At 42.1% G+C, this 18,449-nt stretch carries 20 protein-coding genes; 13 read left to right on the top strand and 7 right to left on the bottom strand.

The genetic code is table 11. From position 1 onward, the window contains the following. The first annotated feature begins 63 nt into the window (after positions 1-63). From QT397_18995 to QT397_18945, 11 genes are all read left to right on the top strand, one after another. A complete protein-coding gene (locus QT397_18995; protein ID WNZ54946.1) occupies positions 64-582 on the top strand; it encodes a hypothetical protein in 519 nt (172 codons plus the stop codon). A gap of 111 nt (positions 583-693) precedes the next feature. Continuing rightward, entirely contained in the window at positions 694-1,320 is a 627-nt protein-coding gene (locus tag QT397_18990) for a hypothetical protein (GenBank protein WNZ54945.1), read from the top strand. Positions 1,321-1,389: 69 nt separating this feature from the next. Next, the gene (locus QT397_18985) at positions 1,390-1,677 is read left to right on the top strand and encodes a hypothetical protein (protein ID WNZ54944.1); all 288 of its coding nucleotides are present in this window, start codon (positions 1,390-1,392) and stop codon (positions 1,675-1,677) included. 68 nt (positions 1,678-1,745) lie between these two features. Beyond that, positions 1,746-2,162, top strand: a complete 417-nt coding sequence (locus tag QT397_18980) for a hypothetical protein (GenBank protein ID WNZ54943.1) — start codon at positions 1,746-1,748, stop codon at positions 2,160-2,162. Further along, positions 2,120-2,455, top strand: coding sequence for a hypothetical protein (locus tag QT397_18975; GenBank protein WNZ54942.1), 336 nt, complete (start codon positions 2,120-2,122; stop codon positions 2,453-2,455). Before QT397_18980 ends, QT397_18975 begins: the two co-directional genes overlap by 43 nt. 156 nt (positions 2,456-2,611) lie before the next feature. Then, a complete protein-coding gene (locus QT397_18970) occupies positions 2,612-4,168 on the top strand; it encodes an IS1182 family transposase (protein ID WNZ54941.1) in 1,557 nt (518 codons plus the stop codon). A 156-nt stretch (positions 4,169-4,324) separates the two neighbouring features. Further along, entirely contained in the window at positions 4,325-4,732 is a 408-nt protein-coding gene (locus QT397_18965) for a hypothetical protein (GenBank protein ID WNZ54940.1), read from the top strand. Between the two features lie 563 nt (positions 4,733-5,295). Beyond that, positions 5,296-6,660, top strand: coding sequence for an IS4 family transposase (locus tag QT397_18960; GenBank protein WNZ54939.1), 1,365 nt, complete (start codon positions 5,296-5,298; stop codon positions 6,658-6,660). Between the two features lie 970 nt (positions 6,661-7,630). Beyond that, entirely contained in the window at positions 7,631-8,092 is a 462-nt protein-coding gene (locus tag QT397_18955) for a hypothetical protein (GenBank protein ID WNZ54938.1), read from the top strand. 97 nt (positions 8,093-8,189) lie between these two features. Next, on the top strand, positions 8,190-8,636 hold the full coding sequence (locus tag QT397_18950; GenBank protein WNZ54937.1) for a GNAT family N-acetyltransferase: 447 nt from the start codon (positions 8,190-8,192) through the stop codon (positions 8,634-8,636). A 93-nt stretch (positions 8,637-8,729) separates the two neighbouring features. Then, positions 8,730-9,077, top strand: a complete 348-nt coding sequence (locus tag QT397_18945; protein ID WNZ54936.1) for a hypothetical protein — start codon at positions 8,730-8,732, stop codon at positions 9,075-9,077. Between the two features lie 755 nt (positions 9,078-9,832). Here the strand turns inward: QT397_18945 and QT397_18940 are convergent. The 6 genes from QT397_18940 to QT397_18915 all read right to left on the bottom strand — a co-directional run bounded on the left by QT397_18940 (position 9,833) and on the right by QT397_18915 (position 14,743). Beyond that, on the bottom strand, positions 9,833-10,420 hold the full coding sequence (locus QT397_18940) for a hypothetical protein (protein ID WNZ54935.1): 588 nt from the start codon (positions 10,418-10,420) through the stop codon (positions 9,833-9,835). 675 nt (positions 10,421-11,095) lie between these two features. Next, positions 11,096-11,317: a hypothetical protein gene (locus QT397_18935; GenBank protein ID WNZ54934.1), complete on the bottom strand. Its 222-nt coding sequence runs from the start codon at positions 11,315-11,317 to the stop codon at positions 11,096-11,098. Positions 11,318-11,420: 103 nt separating this feature from the next. Continuing rightward, the gene (locus QT397_18930) at positions 11,421-12,227 is read right to left on the bottom strand and encodes a trypsin-like serine protease (GenBank protein ID WNZ54933.1); all 807 of its coding nucleotides are present in this window, start codon (positions 12,225-12,227) and stop codon (positions 11,421-11,423) included. A 941-nt stretch (positions 12,228-13,168) separates the two neighbouring features. After that, complete coding sequence (locus QT397_18925) at positions 13,169-14,302, bottom strand: NAD(P)/FAD-dependent oxidoreductase (GenBank protein ID WNZ54932.1); 1,134 nt, start codon at positions 14,300-14,302, stop codon at positions 13,169-13,171. A gap of 16 nt (positions 14,303-14,318) precedes the next feature. Continuing rightward, a complete protein-coding gene (locus QT397_18920) occupies positions 14,319-14,567 on the bottom strand; it encodes a hypothetical protein (protein WNZ54931.1) in 249 nt (82 codons plus the stop codon). 53 nt (positions 14,568-14,620) lie between these two features. Next, positions 14,621-14,743, bottom strand: a complete 123-nt coding sequence (locus tag QT397_18915) for an FAD-dependent oxidoreductase (protein ID WNZ54930.1) — start codon at positions 14,741-14,743, stop codon at positions 14,621-14,623. A gap of 572 nt (positions 14,744-15,315) precedes the next feature. Here QT397_18915 and QT397_18910 point away from each other — a divergent pair. After that, on the top strand, positions 15,316-16,452 hold the full coding sequence (locus QT397_18910) for a serine hydrolase domain-containing protein (GenBank protein ID WNZ54929.1): 1,137 nt from the start codon (positions 15,316-15,318) through the stop codon (positions 16,450-16,452). Positions 16,453-16,579: 127 nt separating this feature from the next. On the opposite strand, the gene QT397_18905 is transcribed toward QT397_18910, so the two are convergent. After that, a complete protein-coding gene (locus QT397_18905; GenBank protein WNZ54928.1) occupies positions 16,580-17,689 on the bottom strand; it encodes an NADH:flavin oxidoreductase in 1,110 nt (369 codons plus the stop codon). A 100-nt stretch (positions 17,690-17,789) separates the two neighbouring features. Between QT397_18905 and QT397_18900 the strand changes: the two genes are divergently transcribed. Further along, entirely contained in the window at positions 17,790-18,437 is a 648-nt protein-coding gene (locus tag QT397_18900; GenBank protein ID WNZ54927.1) for a LysR substrate-binding domain-containing protein, read from the top strand. The last annotated feature ends 12 nt before the right edge of the window (positions 18,438-18,449 follow it).

Genomic DNA, 18,449 nt, shown 5'->3' with positions numbered 1-18,449 from the left:
TGAGGAATGACAGCTTTTTCTAAAACTGTTTTTCTACAGCCTCGTTATGTTGTTTGAGGTAATATGGAACCCTTAGAAGCATTTGCACTGTTTAAGCTCGGAAGGCTCAGTAGTGATGACATAAAATCACTGGCTGATTCTTGGCTGTGTGATGGAGTTTTTACCGATGGTTTAAATGAGCTATGTGGAGCGAAAAACTTGGTAATGGCTGATTTAGCCCCCGTTTTCGAGCAAACGATGACAGAGCTAAACGTCCCAGATCTCTCAAAATTTGACGCGGCAAATGTAATAGTAAGAAAAAGGCTAGAAGAGATTACTTCAAATTCCTTAGATCCTGAGGAAGGCGCGTCGTTCCTCTATTGGCATGTTCATCATGAAATAACTGAAGAATATCCAGACAGAGAATATATGGGAGATAATTTAGGTCTAGAACGTGTATTTTGCTGGCTGAGAGAAATCTGGGATTGTAAAGATGGATCTATGATCTTGTATCATACAGATCTTCCACGAGATAAAGCTGAGATAAAGTTTAGAGAGCACTTAGTGGAAGAGGCAGAGAATTGGCTAGAAAATGCAATATAACAAGTTGCTGTAACGGATTAGTAAAACTGCCGCTTGTTTTGCAAAAAAGCTGCAAAAAAATTCCCATTTCCACAAACCTCTGAATAAGGCGTTAGGCTTTAGAGAGAACTGATGAAACTATTAGCTACATTTTTCGTGATTTTTTATAGTGGTGTGATTTTTGCTCAGGATTATTTTGACAGAAAAGTTCTAGATTCCATTACTAAGAATGAGCAATTAAATAGAGATATGTCACTTTGCCCAAAAGACCTTTTTGAGGGGCGAGAAATAGAGTATCAGGATTTAGTTGAAGAATGTAGAAGTGACCAAAGGTGGTGCCTAAATAAATGCCTATCTAAAAGCGCGAATCACTGTATAGGCCTAGGTCATGTATATGTAGATATGGAAAACAATCCTCAATACTCAAGGCGACTTTATGCTCAGGCATGCAAATTGGGTATAGTTAACTCATGCACAAACTATGCTGCTGGAATGCTCAGATTTGACGAAGGGTCGAATAGTAGGTGTTATGCAGAAACATTTAGATTTACTTGTTCCAAAAGTGATGAATGGGGCTGCATGATGTACGGCATGGTACTACATAAAGGAATTGGCATTGTACGAAATGATAGCAAAGCTATTCTAGCATTGAAGAAGAGCTGTCAAATTGATGAAGAAAATGAAGCTTGTGATTACTCAAAATCTCTAGCGTCAAAGATTAGTACTACCAATGAACTGCGAGCGAACGATGGGCAATAGCCTAACAAAAGTTGCAGTACGTTCCGGCCTTCGCCCTCCACCAGACTCCGTCAAGTATTTAAAGAGTGTATGGAACAAATGAACAAAGAAAGAAATGCTGGCCCGTTGATTACTGCCCAGACTGGTTGGGAAGAAGCCTTTCTTATCGGTACTGAGAAAGAGCTTTTGGAGTTTGCGGAAAATATCATTCAGGCTGTTAAGAGCGCGGAAGATGAAGAATTTTTCGGCGAGCGTACTAAAGTATCCAAATTCTACGAAAAAACTGGCCAATACAGTGAAGTCATTTTTGATTGGCTCGTCGTAACAAAGGATCGAGAACAGACAATTGAGCTCTCACGTAAGGTGCAGGGTTTGTAACAGGACAAGTAACTTTGCCCCAGACACTGCGTGGCTTCCGGTGGGCTTTACGGGCGTTAGCGTCAACTATGAAATTTGAATTTCTGTTAGGAAAAAGAGCAATAGGAAGCGCCTATTCAAAAGATTACACCGAATGGGCTGAGTCCTTATTGTATGAAAATGTCGACTCTGAGAATGTCGCCATTCTTGCGAGTATGGGATATGAACGAGATCCTGATCCAGAGGAAATAGAGACGTATTTTCAAAAGTGCTTAAAGGATCTTGGGTTGGCTGTACCCTTAGATAAAGATGCATTGAAAATCTACGCACAAGCTCTTTGTGAGCTGATTATTTCTGGTGAGCTAGAACCAGAGCAAGGTGTAGGCATGTTAGAAGGCTTTTTAGGGCATCTGATTACGAAGCAATCTATAGTATTTGGGATGGACTCAGTGAAGATCTCTGGATGGTCAATGATAGAGAGATTTGTTACTTTAATTCTGGTCTAACCAGTGAAAATAAATCTAGTTACATCAAAGATGTTGCTGCACAGTTTATAATACTTCTCGATACAGAGCTTCCTGATCGTTTTTTCTTTTTAAGCTCATGTCCAGAATGTGGCTATATTGGAGAGAGCGGCCTCGAAGTTATAGAAAAACCTTTGATACCCAAACAACTTTTCAAGCTTATTTATGGTCGAGGGCAAAATCAAAGAGCTATTTGCTCCAAATGTAAAAGACCTTTTCCTAACAATATGAGTGACTATGAAGGTAGGAAACAGTATCTTAGCAAAAAGTGCTAATAAGGAGCAGCAACGGACTGTTAAACCTGTCACTCAAATTACTACGCAATTACGTGCCAGCTTGGCAGCCGCTGTGTTGGGCGTTCAGGCTGTAGAAAAACTCTTAAAAGGTAGCTTTTTTGTTAAAATGGAGGTCTTGATGTCGAGATTATCCATATGCCCAATTTCAAACGTTACGATTACAACCAAGATGCAATGGTAATCATCAATTTCGAAGAACAACTACAACCTGAAACCTTTGAGTTTACACTTCATCATTTGATTGATGACCATATCGACCTCTCTGTCTTCCATAAAAAATATCAAAATGATAGCGGCGGGCGAACCGCTTATGATCCAGCCATCCTCCTGAAAATCATATTGTTTGCTTACTCAAAAGGTATTACCTCAAGTCGTGAAATTCAATGGCAATGTGAGAACAATATCCTCTTCAAAGCACTGTCATGCGATACCGTTCCACATTTTACTAGTATTGCGAGTTTCGTAAGCAGTTATCCTGATGCGATTGAGTCGGTGTTTGAGCAAGTGTTACTGGTCTGCGATCAGCAGGGGCTGCTTGGCAACGAACTTTTCGCAATAGATGGATGCAAGATGCCATCCAATGCCAGCAAAGAACATTCGGGAACTTTTAAAGAGCTAGAACAGAAGCAGGAAAAAATTCGCAAGAAGATCAAATATTGCCTCAAAGAGCACAAGAGGCTTGATGGCAGGAAGCCTAAAGAAAAAGAGCGAAAACAAGCGGTAGCTAAAGCGGCTGATACTCTTCAGAAACACTTTGATAAAATTGATCAGTTCTTAAAGAATCACTCCCCCAGGATGGGACAAGGTAAAAACCCTAAAGAAGTAAAAAGTAATATCACAGACAATGAGTCAGCCAAGATGACTACCAGCAAGGGAACCATCCAGGGCTATAACGGCGTTGCCGCAGTTGATAGGAAGCATCAGATAGTTGTTGAAGCACAGGCCTTTGGTGAGGGGCAAGAACATCATACATTGAAGCCTATTCTCGATGGCATCAGTTGCCATTATCAGCATATAGGAATAGATGAAGACATCTTGGCCAAACAGGTCATCATTACTGCTGATACTGGGTTCTCCAACGACGCTAACTACAGCTACCTGCGAGAGAGCGGCATCAATGCCTACATACCTGACAATAAATTCCGTTCACGTGATAAAGCTTTTGCTAAGCAAAAAGCCAAGTATGGCAAGCGTAAACAAAAAGGTAGGGCTAATGTCCAGCAGACTTTCCCTGCTAGTGAATTTACATTCAATAAGAAAAAGAAAACCTGTATCTGTCCGGCAGGAAAATCTATGCTTTTATTAAAGGAAGAGCATGTTAGTGAAGGTAAGAAAAAGCTATTGTTCGAAGGGCGCCTCACTGACTGCAGGGGATGCAGCCTTAAAAATCAGTGTATGCGAAACCCGGATTCTGCCAACTCTCGAAAAGGACACGGAGGGCAAGTATCCCTAACTTGGACAAACGGACGGACAGCCACTGACTGGATGAAAAAGCGGGTTGATAGTATCGAAGGCAAGACCATTTATGGACATCGAATGTCTGTTGTCGAGCCAGTGTTCGGGAACATTGGTACCAACAAGCGATTGAATCGCTTCTCGCTACGAGGAAAAATTAAGGTTCAGGGACAATGGCAGATGTTCTGCTTGGTACATAATATAGAAAAGTTGATGAGATATGGCAGTATCCACTGATTGAGTATAAGTTAAGGGCATCAAGGCCCCTAAATTTAATACAATGAAAGAAATTTAGTGGTATCGCTAAATGTAGACCGAAATTTTTGTTTGGAGGAACCTGAAGAATGACAGCTTTTTCTAAAACTGTTTTTCTACAGCCTCGTTAACCCTACTATGAATATCGAAAAGCTTCGCCGAATTCGGAACAAGAATACTGAACAACAAAATGAACTCTCGTTCCTTGAAATGAAAGAGTGCGTGGACAAATTTATAAATGATGAAAGTATGTACCCATGGTTGACCTTGCTGTTGTCCCAAAAGGGGATGTCCGCGAATGAGGGAATTCTATTGAATTGTTCCGAAATCTTTGAGCAGTATGGAACTCAATGGATGGGCACATGGCTAACGAAGAAAAAAGAGTTCTACGAGTTTGATGTAATGACAGATCGAGCCAATAAAGAGTTATTGGAAATTGATGGTTGGTCTAGAGTTTACCATGAAGTGTCTGCTCATTCTAAAGGCATTGGGAAAACGCCTGCTTTTATAGCTCTGGAACTGTTATCGGAATATGGTCAAAGTTAACAAATACAAGCAGGTTGTTAAGGGGCTTTGGCCCTTCGCGGGACTGCCTACACTACGCAGCAGCCCCCGTTGTAGTTGTTATATATCTAGGTAGAGGTTGATAGAATTAATGTTCTTAGTGATTGGTATCATCCTACAGATAGTGTTTCTAGGTCCGTCATTACTGATCTGGGCTTTATGCAAGAAGTTCTGGCCAAATATCTTTTCTATCAATCCGTATCTTGCCACATTTATATGTTTAGTTTTGGCTGTGATTAGTGCATTTGTCCTAAACGTTGAATTTGAGGGTGGTTTAATAACCGGGGTAATAGTGTTTGGTGTTTTCTCGTTTATTTACAGTGCTGCTCTCAGTGCAATAATATTTACCTACAAATCAATAAAGGCGCGTATAAATATATAATAGAGCACTGTTGTCACAGCCTTTGGCTGCTGGGGCGGCTCACTGCGTGGCCCACCCCTAAGCTTAGTGCTAAGTTTTATACACAAGTTTTTTCAGTTTTATTATAAAAATCAATGAGTTACAGTTTGTACGTTATAGGGGCTACAAATTTGGCTGGATAATTATGCAGGACTGGGTCAGGGACGAAGTGAAAAATCAGGTTATGGGTGATACACGATTGAATAAGCGCTTGTCCAATATTCTCAGTAATTTAAGTTCCGACCCAAAGGGTAGCATTCCCTGTGCAAACAAGTCTTGGGCAGAAACCTTTGCAGCCTATCGATTTATCGAAAATGATAAAGTCAGCTTTGACTCCATTATGAGTGGCCATAAATCAGCCACTCTTGAAAGAATCAAGGTTCAGCCAGTTGTTCTTATCCCTCAGGATACCACTTTCCTAAATTTTGCTACCGATTTAGAAAGCAAAGAAATGGGAACACTCCGACGCAAAGAGACTAATCAGCAGCTCCTACATACGTCTATCGCTATAACACCATCCAGAGATAATCTGGGCATTATTGAGGGTAGCATGTGGCAGCGAGATAAAGAATCTAGTGCTAATTCTCGCTATACCAAGTCGATACAAGATAAAGAGAGTCGACGCTGGTTAGACCATTATGAATCAGCTTGTGAGATACAAGAGCGCTGCCCTGAAACCACGATTGTGAGCATCGCGGATAGAGAGGGGGATATTCATGAGTGGTTTCAATTAGCTGAAGATCAAAATGAACAGCGGCGTGCAAGCTATATTGTTCGAGCCAAGGCTAATCGTAGTTTAGAGATCGAAGGAGAAGATACGACTTTACTTTGGGACTATATGACCAAGCAGAAGTCCATCGGGAAATACTCAGTAGGTATCCCCAAAAGGAATGGACAGCCAGAAAGGGAAGCTAAGGTCAGTGTATCCATTGCAGAAGTAAGATTGCAGGGAAAAGGAAAATCAAAGCGACCTCTTTCTCTCTACGCAGTCTTTGCTAAGGAATTAAGCCCACCAGAAGGGGAAAAAGGTATTGAATGGATGCTGCTGACCGATCTTGCAGTTGAGGACTTTAAGCAAGCGAGGATCATTATTGAGTGGTATCGAAGTCGATGGGAAATTGAAACCTATTTCCGAGTGGTGAAAGGCGGATGCCAGATAGAAAGTAATCGCTTTAGAACCGAGCAGCGAATGCTGAACTGTATTGCAATCTATATGATTATTGGGTGGCGTCTACACTCCATGACAACACGGGCACGAACGCTTCCTGATACGTCGTGTACGGAAGTCTACTCTGAAAAAGAGTGGCGTATGATATGGATAATGCAAGCTAAAACCTCCCCACCAAATGAAGCTCCAAGTATGAGAGCTATAACGCGTATGCTGGCAGGACTTGGAGGCTTTCTGGGGCGGAGCGGCGATGGTGAGCCTGGAGTTAAAACCGTTTGGCAGGGGTACACTAAACTTCTCCATTATATGGAGGCAGCAGAGGCTTTAAATGGACTTAAATGATGTGTATAAAACACAGGCTTAGTGTTATATGCTCCAATGAAGAGATATGAATTTTGAGTAAGTGGCTTTATCTTTTAGTTATTTTTGTACTGGCCGGTCTTCTTTATCCGGTAATCTACCTCCTCGGCCTGGAAAGGTTAGGGGGCGGAGCTTTACTGAGGGTTCCGGAGTTCATCATATATAGCGTATTGATAGGATTCCTCTTGTATCCGTTCATAGAGGGCTATAGACGCTATAAGGCAGGTAGTCGCTCATTGGCTGCTATTTTTTTCATTTTCGGAATAATTTTACCAGTTATAAGTGGCGCTTTTTTCATACTTTTATTTGAATCTATGTTGAAGACTAGAAGCCATGGATAACAAAGCTACACATAATCAGGCCGGACAAGCTTGTCCAGCTATGTACATGTCATAGGCCTGCTGTTTTCATGTGTTATGTGGGTATGGTAGCTACTGCCGCCTTTTGGTAGGCGATTCAGTACTATGCCTAACTAGTAAAAGCACCGGACGCACTGGCGTGCGCTCGGTATATTTATCCCCAATACTCTAAATAGTTGATAAGATAAATGAGAAAATCATCGCCTGAAGCTTTACTTACAATCGGCACTATCATTCTATTGACATTACTTCCACTTCTGGTTGGATGGCTGCTGGTAAAAACCTACAGACTTATAAAACCAATTCAAGAGAAAGATCTTACGGGCCTTGCAAGTATAGGAGCGCCAAGGCGGGATAGTTTTTTCAAATTTGTAGTCGCAGGGTGGGCTGTTTGCGGTCCAATTTACTATTGGGTTTTCAGTTCTGGGATTCTTGCTTAGCTCTGCGTTTGACAATCACAATCCTTTCGCTGCTCTAATTCAGCTCAAAAACCAGTCGTTAAGGCAATCAAGTATCAGAGAGTTATGAAAAATTTAGTATCAGTTATATTTGTACTATTCATATCAATTAACACGCATGCTGGAGGTTACTCTGTGGAGGTCGAAAAGTTTATTGAAGGGAGCATTGAAGGTTTAAGAATTCAAACTGATGCTCACGATAAGACATGGGGGCTGGGGTCTGCTAAAACATGGAATGTCGACCAAGACAAAGGCCTTATATTTTGGTCGCTTGAGGATGGTCGGATCGCTGTAGCTCCTGTTCAAATAATAGGTACTTACAATCCGAAAGATAGAAGCTTTCTATGGGGGTGGGATCACCCTTCAGTGCTAAAACCTCTTCAGCAACATTCACGTTTAGTTAAAGAGTATGGTGAAAAGCACGGAGTAAAGCTCTTTACCTCAAAAAAGGTCCATGTTTCCGAAGATCAAGCATGGGAGTTTTCAGCCGTTGCCAGTCGTTTGGCTGAAGCAAATGGAGCTTACAGAGCTGATGCGGGTGGACCTCTTGTTTATATGACATTTGGTGAAATTGAGCTAAGAAATCAGCGTCCCTAACAATCGGATGCTGTCAGATATAAAAGTTCCAGCCAAAAGCGGCCTCCGCTTTTGATTAACGCAGAGCCGAACATTATGCACCAACCGGGGTGGCGACATGAACATTTCCTTCAGCGAAGGCACGATAGAAGATGTCATACAGATCAATTCTGAGATTCCAGAGTTCGACACTAAAAATAGTAAAGATAAAATAGAGCAAAGATTAGAGGGGCGCCTTTACTTATTACTGGTAGCTTCAGTTGGTAATAAGAAAGTAGGCTACAAAATTGGTTATAAAGTATCCGAAACAGAGTTTTATAGTTGGTCTGGTGCAGTCCGCCCAGATTACCGGGGCCGAGGTATAGGAAAGTCTCTACTTGAGCTCCAAGAGCGGTGGGTGATGAACAAAGGATTTCAGTTTATTAGCGTTAAATCGATGAATAGATTTCCTTCAATGTTGCATCTTCTTATATCTCACGGCTACCAAGTGTGTGGGTATGAAAATAAAGGAACCCCTCTGCAAAGTAAAATAATTTTTATAAAGAAAATAGGTGAAAATAAATAACAAAGGTTGCAGCACATTTCTGCTTCCAGCGGACCCCGTCAAGCTTCGCTTGTCGTGGCCGCTGTACCTGACGCTATGTGTGGTAGATGGGCAATGAGTATTAATATACGAAAATTTCCTGTAAGTTACGTCTATAAAGAGAACATTGAAGAAATTCGTACCTTGTACCCAGGCAAAAGAGAGTTTCGCGTGAGTCCGTACGAGTATGATGCTGGTAGAAAATTGTCAGGCTCTTCTGAAAATTGCTTATGCTTTATTATATCTGGTAGCTGTGAATTAACATTTTCTAATACGGAGCCAGTGGTTGTAAAACGCGGAGATGTTTTCGAATGGCCTAGTGGGCGGTATTGGGTTGAGACTGGTGATTCTGCCGGGGTAAAATATGTCAATGTGTGGAACTTAAAAGAGATAATTGAGCGAAGAGCTAAAAATACACAATAATTTATCGCAGTTGATGTTTTGGTCTACAATCCGTTTTGTCATGGCTGCGCCACCTTACGTTAAAGTTCTAATAGAACCAAAATACTGCTGACTAAGTCGTTATATGTATGAAGTTTGAAAGATTAGATAGTAAGTCAATATTAGTAGGCTGGGGAATGATAACGTCCTCATTAAACTAGAAGCATATCCAAAATGCCTAGAGGTAGGTGCCAAACTACAGGTTCGAGAAGGCTCAAGAGTAGCTGGTTATACTGAGATACAGGAAATATATAATGAGTAATTACGCAAAGGCAGCTAACAATCACAGGTACGTTGCTACTTCCCTTCTGACGGCTGAGGCTGCGCTCTGGCCGCTAGCTAGTAGGGTCATGGAAGGTAAAAAAACTTAACAGGCCCATACCCCGTATATTGCTATATCTCAATAATCTGTATCAGTTCAACTCAGCCTGTCAAGTGCTTAAAGCGGAAGCCAAAGGGGGGAAGGATATCATTGCAATACCTAATAATCTTCAAAGTATAACTCTTTGAGGGGAATTTAATTTGTAAGTTTGTAATTGTGAGCCGCATTACATTTATGAATCAAAAAATGATGTGTCAGACTTTGTCTTAAATAATGAGATTTAATGCCCGAACCTTGGACGTGCCCGATTCAATATTAGAGTCTGACACGACCACAGTTGGCGATTCGCTTTCTAGCTCGCAGAGAATTTTGAGTATTCTAGTAGATGCTTATACTACTCTTAAATCGATAACCATCAAGAAAAAGTCACTGCACGCTCATTCAAATCATAATACTTGGTATTAACCTTAATCTTGACAGAGCTACCAGTAGCGTCAAACCAACCAAGGTACCCAGTAACCTCTAGGCTTTTATGGGTAGTGGCCATCGCCTCACGTAAACGCTGTGCCCAGGGCCTTAGCCTCTCACCGTCATAACCTGACCCGCAAGCACAGAGATGCAGGTCCACAAAACTACCAGGCAAACCTTCTTTAACCAAAGTAGCTGCTAGTTGCGTGGGAGTATAGGTTTTCCATTCTCCACCCTGCCACGACTCTACGCCCCTCTCGAAAACTTTTGTTTGTTTATTCTTACCGTTATTGCGTTGAGCACCAATTTGCTCACCATCGCCAGCGCCGGTACCATGAGAAACAATATAAAGAGTATCACCAGACTTTAGGCTACTAAGACATTTATCAATCCATCGGTACATAGACTTACCAATACCGGATGTAACCTTGTTGGCAAGAATATGATTCTTCGGAATACTCCATGCGCTCGCCATATTCTCCGCAAACTCTAGCATTTCTTCACTGTTTACGGGGAGGTAAATATACTTTGCCATTTTTACACCTTGTTATTATCACGACACCTGAATTATAACACCAAGCTCCTCACAGAATGAATTATTCAAGATATTTCAGAATTGGCGAAAGGTGTCAGTTACATGAAGCGTATAAGCAGTGGTAGATCTTAACCTGGTTAAGATGTAAGGAAATGCCGTTGATTAATAGGAGATACGAGCTGCAATCTGCTATGGGCGAGATAAAGAAAAGGAAAGGCATCGATCATTTTATCTTCGTAATCGTTGACATTCGTAAAAATCGATCTTATCTGCTTTGGAGTGATGACCAAGATAAAGATGTTGTTATCTCGGCATTTGGAGATTAGGGAAATGAGAGTGGCGGGGCCTGTGTCAGTTGCGCGGCTTCACCACTATCCCTCCTAGAAGAACTATGGCAACCGGTAGGGACTACCATTTGACCGGACGATCTCGGGTTAGTGTTTCGAGCTTGCATATGCTCCTATTACTAGCTGAGGAGTAGATTTCTGCTTAAAGCTCATTATTCCTTGATTCGTGGAGCATTGCTATGGTCGAAAAAAATCTGAACTAGAATAACAAGGAGGAAAGGTCGTTAGATTAATTTCGGTGTTTCGGAGTTATAATCTGCTGTGGCGGGCTTCTACTATTAGCACGATCCTATAAAAAATTATCATTCGCGCGTAGGTAAAGAGAAAGCTAGCGAGATGAACTATATTTATTTGACAGGGACTTCAGCTTCTCGGCTGTCTTAAAATCGGAACTAAACCATATCTGTAAAGGATAGGACTCAAGAATAACTACATCTTTTACCTTTCCTAATTCTTCCAGACGCTGCACTTCCTGTAAAACTGGATCAGGTGTATTTAGGCTGCCTCTCACCATTATTCGCTGCCATTCGGGTTTATCATCTGCCATCATTCCACATGCACTTAGAAAAAATATTAAAGAAATTAGCGTTCTCATACTTTTAAAAAAGGCGCCCAAGGGCGCCTTATCCTAAATTTGGGTGAAGTAATTTATTTTATGGGTAATTCTCAATCCAATCCTGCAAAGTGTTATAGACGGAGCTGGTTATACGCGTTCCACAGTTTTGCGAGGGTGATCCAGTTGTGTGGATTCCGCGAACACTGTTGGACGTGTCTTTAATCCCACTGCCACTCTGACCGCCAGCTGTATCTAATGTGTAACACACTCTGTATGTACTTGAAGACGTGCTACCGGAATCTGTCCACATAGTAGCAAATGGCTTATCTCCTGGGTATCCAGTAACGCTATGAGTGCCGCCAGAATAGACACCCCATCCGGAATATCCATTGTGTGGTGGTTCCGCTAACACAATAATTGCATAGTCATAGTTCGTATCTGAATTATTATGCCAAGCACTGGTAGTCACAGCATTTGTCCAGGATTCACTCCCCCAGGGCTCATAATTACCAGATTGAGCCACTGTAAAATCAAGAGAACTATACCAGTTGCCGGAGCCATCAGAAACACAATGTCCTGCTGTTAGCACATGCTTTGCGGTAATCAATGTGCCGGTACAGCCTACATCAATGCGGCCATTGTACCAGTGAGGATTTTGCACGGTATTAGTAATTTGAACTCTATCGTCGGTACCAATTACAACTGTGGGGAGCAGTTGTTCCTCACCACGAATCATGGTGGGCGTCTGTCCTTTTGATGAAAAAATTCTTGAATCCAAACCATGAGATTCAATAATTGCGATCGCTTGCTCCAATAGCGATAAGGATTCTTGATCTACTTCTGCAGTATATTGCCTACCGTCTGGAGTAACCGAAACAGCACTTAAAGAAGCGGTGCGTTCCATTAACGTATATTCTTTTCTTACTGCGGCATCATTGACTACTGGTTGTTTTGCAACATTATGACCGCTTATAAAACTTGCGGTTTGGTCTATCTCAACAAAGTTGTAAAGGGGGCTGCATGGGATGCCCCTGAGAGCACTACCAATGAAAGAAAAATATGACTTCTGTTCATATCTGATCCCTCTAAATTAATAGGTTTTAAGTAGTGGTACAGCCATTTTTGTTTTCGCACTTAATTTATGTGCGGGCGCATAATATAGTACCATCGTACATGTTTACAACTCGATGATAGTTAATGAGAAAATAACCGGCGCCAGTTTTTATGCGAGGGAAAGCAGAAAATATTTGTCTAAAAGATTATATTAATTGCTTTAGGTGTTGGGGGTTTTGTGGTTGCTAATATTTGTTAAAGTATTGAGTGAATAAGCTAAGATTTTTTAGTATGCGAATATTAAATTAATTGGTTCATAGTGAGGTCTATGTCATTTATCCAATATTTCTCACAGCTGAAGATTATCACTTGCTCAGCTTATGGTTGCATATGATCTTGGTTATTATTTAAATATGGAATGTTTATGTAAGAGGTATAGAGGTCATAAGTGTAGGAACCAACAAGATAAATAAACTGTTATAGAAGTGCTATTTTCTAAATCAGCTGCGGCGGCAGATACCCGTTAAAATCGTGAAGAACCTTGATGGCTATAAATGGTAGAGGGCGATAATCAAAATAAAGGTTTTTGTGGCGCTGGGCACTAGATATTCAATCATCCTCAAAGGAAATAACTGTTTGGCACTCATATATTTTGTAGCGTCAGAGGAATCTGTGAAGTGTTCGAAATAGGTGTTCCAACTATTTAAAATAGCAGAATCTTTAGAGCTACTAGTTGGAATCAAAGCTAATTGGTAGTAAAGCGATAAAGGGCCCGCATACTGCAGGCCACTCTTATCTATCTCTGAGAATCTCCATAGCAGCATTATGCCCAGGTACTCCAGTAACTCCGCCTCCCGGGTGGCTACCCGAGCCACAGAGATACAGATCCTGTATCGGCGTGCGGTAATCTGCAAAGCCCATAAAGGGGCGATTACTCCATAGTTGGTCCAGTCCTAGGGCACCATGGAATATATCACCTCCCATGAGGCCAAATTTGCGCTCTAAATCTAGCGGTGAGTGAATTTGTTGGGCGATTACCGCATCACGAAAATTGGGGGCATAGTTAGTGACGGTATCGATAATTGTTTTTGCAGCTTGGTCACGATAGTCGTCCCAGCTTTTTCCTTGCGGAAGTTCTGGAGCGAATTGCTGGCAAAATAGGCTGGCGACATGTTTGCCTTCTGGAGCAAGAGTAGGATCGATGGTGGAGGGGATCAATATTTCTACAATGGGGTGTGTTGACCAGCCGTATTGAGTTGCATCGACAAACGCCTGCTCCAAGTAGGTCATTGTTGGACCAATGACTATCCCAGATTGATGATGCTGTTGTAGGTGAGTTCCAGGCTTACAGATGAAGTCTGGGAGTTCAGACAGTGCTACATTCATACGGAAAGTACCGGAACCTACCCTGAATCCACGTACGCGGCGGCGGAACTCTGGCTCTAGGTGTTGTTCGTCAATCATCCGGGAGTAAAGCAGCTTGGGACCAACATTGGCGATTACTTTGTCAGCCGTAATAGTTTTTCCACTGCTCAGTCGTACGCCGTTGGCACGACTGCGGTCTACCAGAACTTCTTTGACTTCCGCATCTGTACGAATATTGACCCCAAGGCGCTCAGCTTCTTTTCGCATGGCTTGAGTAATAGCGCCCATACCGCCCATAGCATGTCCCCAAGCACCTTTCTCACCGTTAGCCTCGCCAAATACATGGTGCAACAGCACGTAGGCAGAGCCTGGAGTGCTGGGAGCTGCATAATTTCCGACTATAGAGTCGAAAGCAAATGCAGCTTTGACATGGTCATTTTCAAACCAGGCATCCAGTACACTTGAAGCACTCTTGGTGAACAGGTCAAGTGCATCGCGACGAGATGACATACTCAACTTTTTCGCTCTTAAGCCAAAGCCCCCAGCACGGACTAAATCCACAAAGCCACCGCCCACATTAGGGGGAGCGGAGTAATTCCTCGCGCAAAATATCTGCTACGGTTTCCAGCATGGCATAAAAGTCAGGTAAGGTGGCTGCGTCCTTTTCTGAGAAACGTGCAATCTCAGCTTGTGTATCCAAGATATTTTTATGGAAAGAGAGACTTTCACTATCTGAAAGTGGAAAGAAGTTAGCTTGTGGCCGTAACTTGATTTCCAAGCCGTGTTCACGGAGATTGAGATCTTCGATGATTTTCGGGTTAAGCAAACTTACTGTGTAGCTTGCTACAGAATTTCTAAAACCTGGGTAGAACTCTTCAGTTACTGCTGCCCCCCGACTATAGACCGGCGTTCAAGGATCGTTACTTTTTTCCCTGCTTTTGCTAAATAACAAGCGCAGACCAGGCCGTTATGACCGCCACCAATAATCACATAATCCTTCATTATTATTCTCTAAATGGATAAGGACTAGTATGAATATTTACAGAAAACTATCAAAAGATAAAGAGGGTTTTGGAACCTCAGTTTTGGAGCTACAACTTTAGCCATTACCTATCTGTTTTAGGGCGCTGGAGAAGCGGAATTTAAATGTCCTAACTCCAGGTAATGTGGTCTGAGTAAGTGTAGAGTAACGGAAGTTGAAGGAAAAGGAATTTCTGAAGTTATTAAGATGTAAATTAAAAAGATGCTTGATTCTGAGTATTATTAGGGTGCTGGATGTTGAGATTTTTTTAATCTTGATCGGATAAAGATAATGTCACAGGTTGTGGTCACTTAGTACTTTTGATTTTCGCCAACGACTACTTGTATACGGACGGAGAATGATGTTCCTTAAATTCAAAACTGTTCATGTATGTTCTTATCAATCCTGCAATATATCAATAATTGAGTTGAGTTATGAAAGAGATGTAGTTTAGTTGATGGTTATTTTTTAATTGTCTGGGTTATGTTTGAGTGATAAAGTCAATTAGTAAATGTCTTTATTTAGTATGTGAAGGTTAAAAGGATTTAATAATATGTACAAACGTATAAGTTTAAGTGCTGTACTTTCTTTATGTTCGGTATTTCTGGCTGAAAATTCAGTAGCGCATACGAATGACTTGGATAGTCTTTTTATAAATGCGGTTTCTGAGGAGTCTGTGCCTGGGATTAGCGTGGCTGTAGGGGAAAATGGGCATGTTAGATGGGCAAGAGGTTATGGTTTTGCTGACCTCGAATCTCATGTTCCAATGACTAGAAGAACCAAATTGAGAATCGCCAGTGTTTCGAAAGTTATCACAGCAGCTGCTCTCATGAGGTTGAAAGAACAGGGGATTATTGAGTTGGATACCTATGTCTCTTCGCTGGTAGAGGCTTGGCCTGATTCACACGCTGATATTAGCTTAAGACAGATAACAAATCATACTTCAGGGATTCGCCACTACCAATCTTTGGGGGAATTTCTTTACAATGTGGAGTATAGTTCCACAATAGATGCGTTAGATCTTTTTAAGGATGACGATTTACTTTTCTACCCCGGGACAGACTCTAATTACTCGACCTATGCTTGGACATTGCTCGCTGCCGCAATGGAGTCTGCATCAGGAACTGAATTTAAGAAGTTAGTTCAAGAGGAAGTATTTGATCCTTTGAACCTCAAAAATAGTACTTTTGATGAAAACTCTCCCATAATTTCCCACAGGCAAAGAGCTTATTCTTACTGGGGAGGAAGTCTAATCAACTCTCCAGAAGTAAATAGTAGCTATAAATATGCTGGCGGAGGTATGCTCTCTACACCAAGTGACCTGGTTAGGTTTGCTATGTCACATCTTGATAGTGGCTATCTGAGTGATGAATCGCTTTCTGAGCTTTTTAGCCCAGGAACTCTAACAAGTGGTGAGGAAGTAAGCTACGGAATTGGTTGGATTGTTGACTTTGTCAGTTTAAGCGATTGGTATAATCCGGAGGAGGATGCGGAGCTGATTAGAATTATCGAGGAGCATCCAAACATTAAATTGATGAGTGGTGAAGGAGTTGGCGGAAGTACCATGCTAATGCTTTGCCCTGATCATGCCCGCTCTATAAGCGTTGTCAAGAATGTAGATAGTGATCAAACGGCTGACTTGGTAGAGCTATCTCTGAAAACATTAGATATTTTCCATAATAAAAACTAATCAATTTAAGGTGTCAGAAAGCTAAAGTTGCTAATTTTAAGATTACCCTTCACTCGCTTAGAGCCATTGTCTGGTCTACAATGAGGGGAAGGGTAATTAAACCCCTCCGCCGTCCTCAGGTAACTATTTAGCTTTTTCTTTGAAAATAATCACGAGCACATTCCAGTGTCGCATGGGGTGAAAGCATATCAAAAGTGAAGTTCTTTGGGGTCTGATTTCGTTTTATGGTATTGGGCCAGTCCTGATTGGCTAGGGCCGTTTTACCAAGCGAGATGATATCTGCTTCATTGTTTTTTAGGACCTGAGCTGCGAGTTTTGGGTCTGTAATTCCGCCGTTGGCAATAACCGGTAGAGTACTATATTTCCTTGCCAGACTTGCTAATGAGTTACTGTTTTCAAAGGCGGGATTGTCTATTTTTGGTTCGGTAGTATGAATATAGTCGGCACCACATTGCTTCATTAGCTCGAAAACTTCGGCAGCTCCAGCTTCGCCTTCAGGCCAAATATAGTTGGTATCATTCACTTTTTTCTGAGAGAAACGAACGCCTACTACAAAGTCCTTTCCGACCGCTGCCCTTACTGATTTAAGTGTTTCCTTGTAAATACGTAAACGGTTAGTGAGTACTCCTCCATAACAGTCTTTTCGTTTGTTGGTATAGGTGGTTAAAAATTGGTCTAACAAGTAGCCATTGGCACCGTGTATCTCAACACCGTCAAAGCCGGCAAGTTGTGCCAGGCGGGCAGCCTGAGCGAAGCCCTTAACAACCATTGCAATATCTCGCTGTGTCATGGCTTCCGGCATGGGATAGGGGCCTTCTCCATAGTAGAAGGGCATTTGCCTTCCCTGGGGACGAACCATAGAGGGGCCAGCATTTTGATTGGCATAAGGGTTATATTGCGAAAGGGCGCCGGCATGCATCAATTGGGCATATATCCGGGCTCCTTGCTTATGAACTCTTGTGATAATCGGCTTCCAGCTCTGTGCATGATCGTGGCAGGTCATACCAGGTTGATACTTGTAACCCTGACTATAAAGTCTGTCAGTATATAATCCCTCGGTAATAATCAGCCCAAACCCTCCATGGGCAAATCCCTCATAGTACTCCTCCATCAATGGACCAACGCGACCATCCAGCCCGGCGCTGACCCGTGTCATGGGTGCGACTGCGAGCCTGTTAGGAATACGTAATTTTCCGATTTCAATGGTGTTGAATAGATTGTGATATTTGGTGGCCATAAATATTTCTTACCTATTAAGATTTTTAATATTTTGACAATTAACGAATTGTTGTGTAAATCAGACATTAGGTAATTACAGTTTCAACTATTTATTGAATATGGCAGGAATTAATCAATTAGAGAGCTTGAGGGTTTTCAGTGCGGTCGTGGAGTGTGGAAGCTTTACTACTGCTGCAAATCGTTTAGGTGTATCTGCAGCTTGGGTTTCTAAGTCGGTAGAGAGGTTGGAATCTCGCCTGGGAACCACGCTTTTGCGCCGCAGTACTCGGCATATGCAGGTGACTAGCTCCGGGGAACGGTGTTACATGCGGGCACTTGAAGTGCTCAGCAAGTGGGATGCTTTAGAGGATGACTTATGTGAATCCAATGATAGCCCTAGAGGAAAGTTACGGATTGGCGTCCCGATGTCTTGGGGGTTATCCAAGTTCGGTTCCATTTTGAATATGTTTATGGATCGGTACCCGGAAATCCTTCTAGATATTCAAATGGGAGATCATTATGTGAATGTGTTAGAAGAGAAGTTTGATCTTGTGCTACGGCTAACTAATGAACTAGCTGATAGCGCCTTGTTGTGCCGAAAAATTACCAGTTACCATCGAGTTGCCTGTGCTGCGCCTGAGTACCTTAAAAAATATGGGGAGCCAGGCCACCCCCGTGAGTTAAGTGACCATCACTGTTTGGTATATACCCTACCGGGTAAACCCTGTAGTGGTCTAATCCTTCCGGACACTTCGCTAAGATGGTAAAACTACCAAGCG

It is taken from the genome of Microbulbifer sp. MKSA007, assembly GCA_032615215.1.
Classification (GTDB): domain Bacteria; phylum Pseudomonadota; class Gammaproteobacteria; order Pseudomonadales; family Cellvibrionaceae; genus Microbulbifer.
The sequence above is the reverse complement of the archived record's forward strand: the minus strand, read 5'-3'. Positions and strand labels throughout refer to the sequence as shown.

Bases quoted from the DNA above. Each gene is read 5' to 3' on its own strand.
- QT397_18995 (WNZ54946.1), top strand. From the start codon at position 64: ATGGAACCCTTAGAAGCATTTGCACTGTTTAAGCTCGGAAGGCTCAGT.
- QT397_18990 (WNZ54945.1), top strand. From the start codon at position 694: ATGAAACTATTAGCTACATTTTTCGTGATTTTTTATAGTGGTGTGATT.
- QT397_18985 (WNZ54944.1), top strand. From the start codon at position 1,390: ATGGAACAAATGAACAAAGAAAGAAATGCTGGCCCGTTGATTACTGCC.
- QT397_18980 (WNZ54943.1), top strand. From the start codon at position 1,746: ATGAAATTTGAATTTCTGTTAGGAAAAAGAGCAATAGGAAGCGCCTAT.
- QT397_18975 (WNZ54942.1), top strand. From the start codon at position 2,120: ATGGTCAATGATAGAGAGATTTGTTACTTTAATTCTGGTCTAACCAGT.
- QT397_18970 (WNZ54941.1), top strand. From the start codon at position 2,612: ATGCCCAATTTCAAACGTTACGATTACAACCAAGATGCAATGGTAATC.
- QT397_18965 (WNZ54940.1), top strand. From the start codon at position 4,325: ATGAATATCGAAAAGCTTCGCCGAATTCGGAACAAGAATACTGAACAA.
- QT397_18960 (WNZ54939.1), top strand. From the start codon at position 5,296: ATGCAGGACTGGGTCAGGGACGAAGTGAAAAATCAGGTTATGGGTGAT.
- QT397_18950 (WNZ54937.1), top strand. From the start codon at position 8,190: ATGAACATTTCCTTCAGCGAAGGCACGATAGAAGATGTCATACAGATC.
- QT397_18945 (WNZ54936.1), top strand. From the start codon at position 8,730: ATGAGTATTAATATACGAAAATTTCCTGTAAGTTACGTCTATAAAGAG.
- QT397_18940 (WNZ54935.1), bottom strand. From the start codon at position 10,420: ATGGCAAAGTATATTTACCTCCCCGTAAACAGTGAAGAAATGCTAGAG.
- QT397_18935 (WNZ54934.1), bottom strand. From the start codon at position 11,317: ATGATGGCAGATGATAAACCCGAATGGCAGCGAATAATGGTGAGAGGC.
- QT397_18930 (WNZ54933.1), bottom strand. From the start codon at position 12,227: ATGGAACGCACCGCTTCTTTAAGTGCTGTTTCGGTTACTCCAGACGGT.
- QT397_18915 (WNZ54930.1), bottom strand. From the start codon at position 14,743: ATGAAGGATTATGTGATTATTGGTGGCGGTCATAACGGCCTGGTCTGC.
- QT397_18910 (WNZ54929.1), top strand. From the start codon at position 15,316: ATGTACAAACGTATAAGTTTAAGTGCTGTACTTTCTTTATGTTCGGTA.
- QT397_18905 (WNZ54928.1), bottom strand. From the start codon at position 17,689: ATGGCCACCAAATATCACAATCTATTCAACACCATTGAAATCGGAAAA.
- QT397_18900 (WNZ54927.1), top strand. From the start codon at position 17,790: ATGGCAGGAATTAATCAATTAGAGAGCTTGAGGGTTTTCAGTGCGGTC.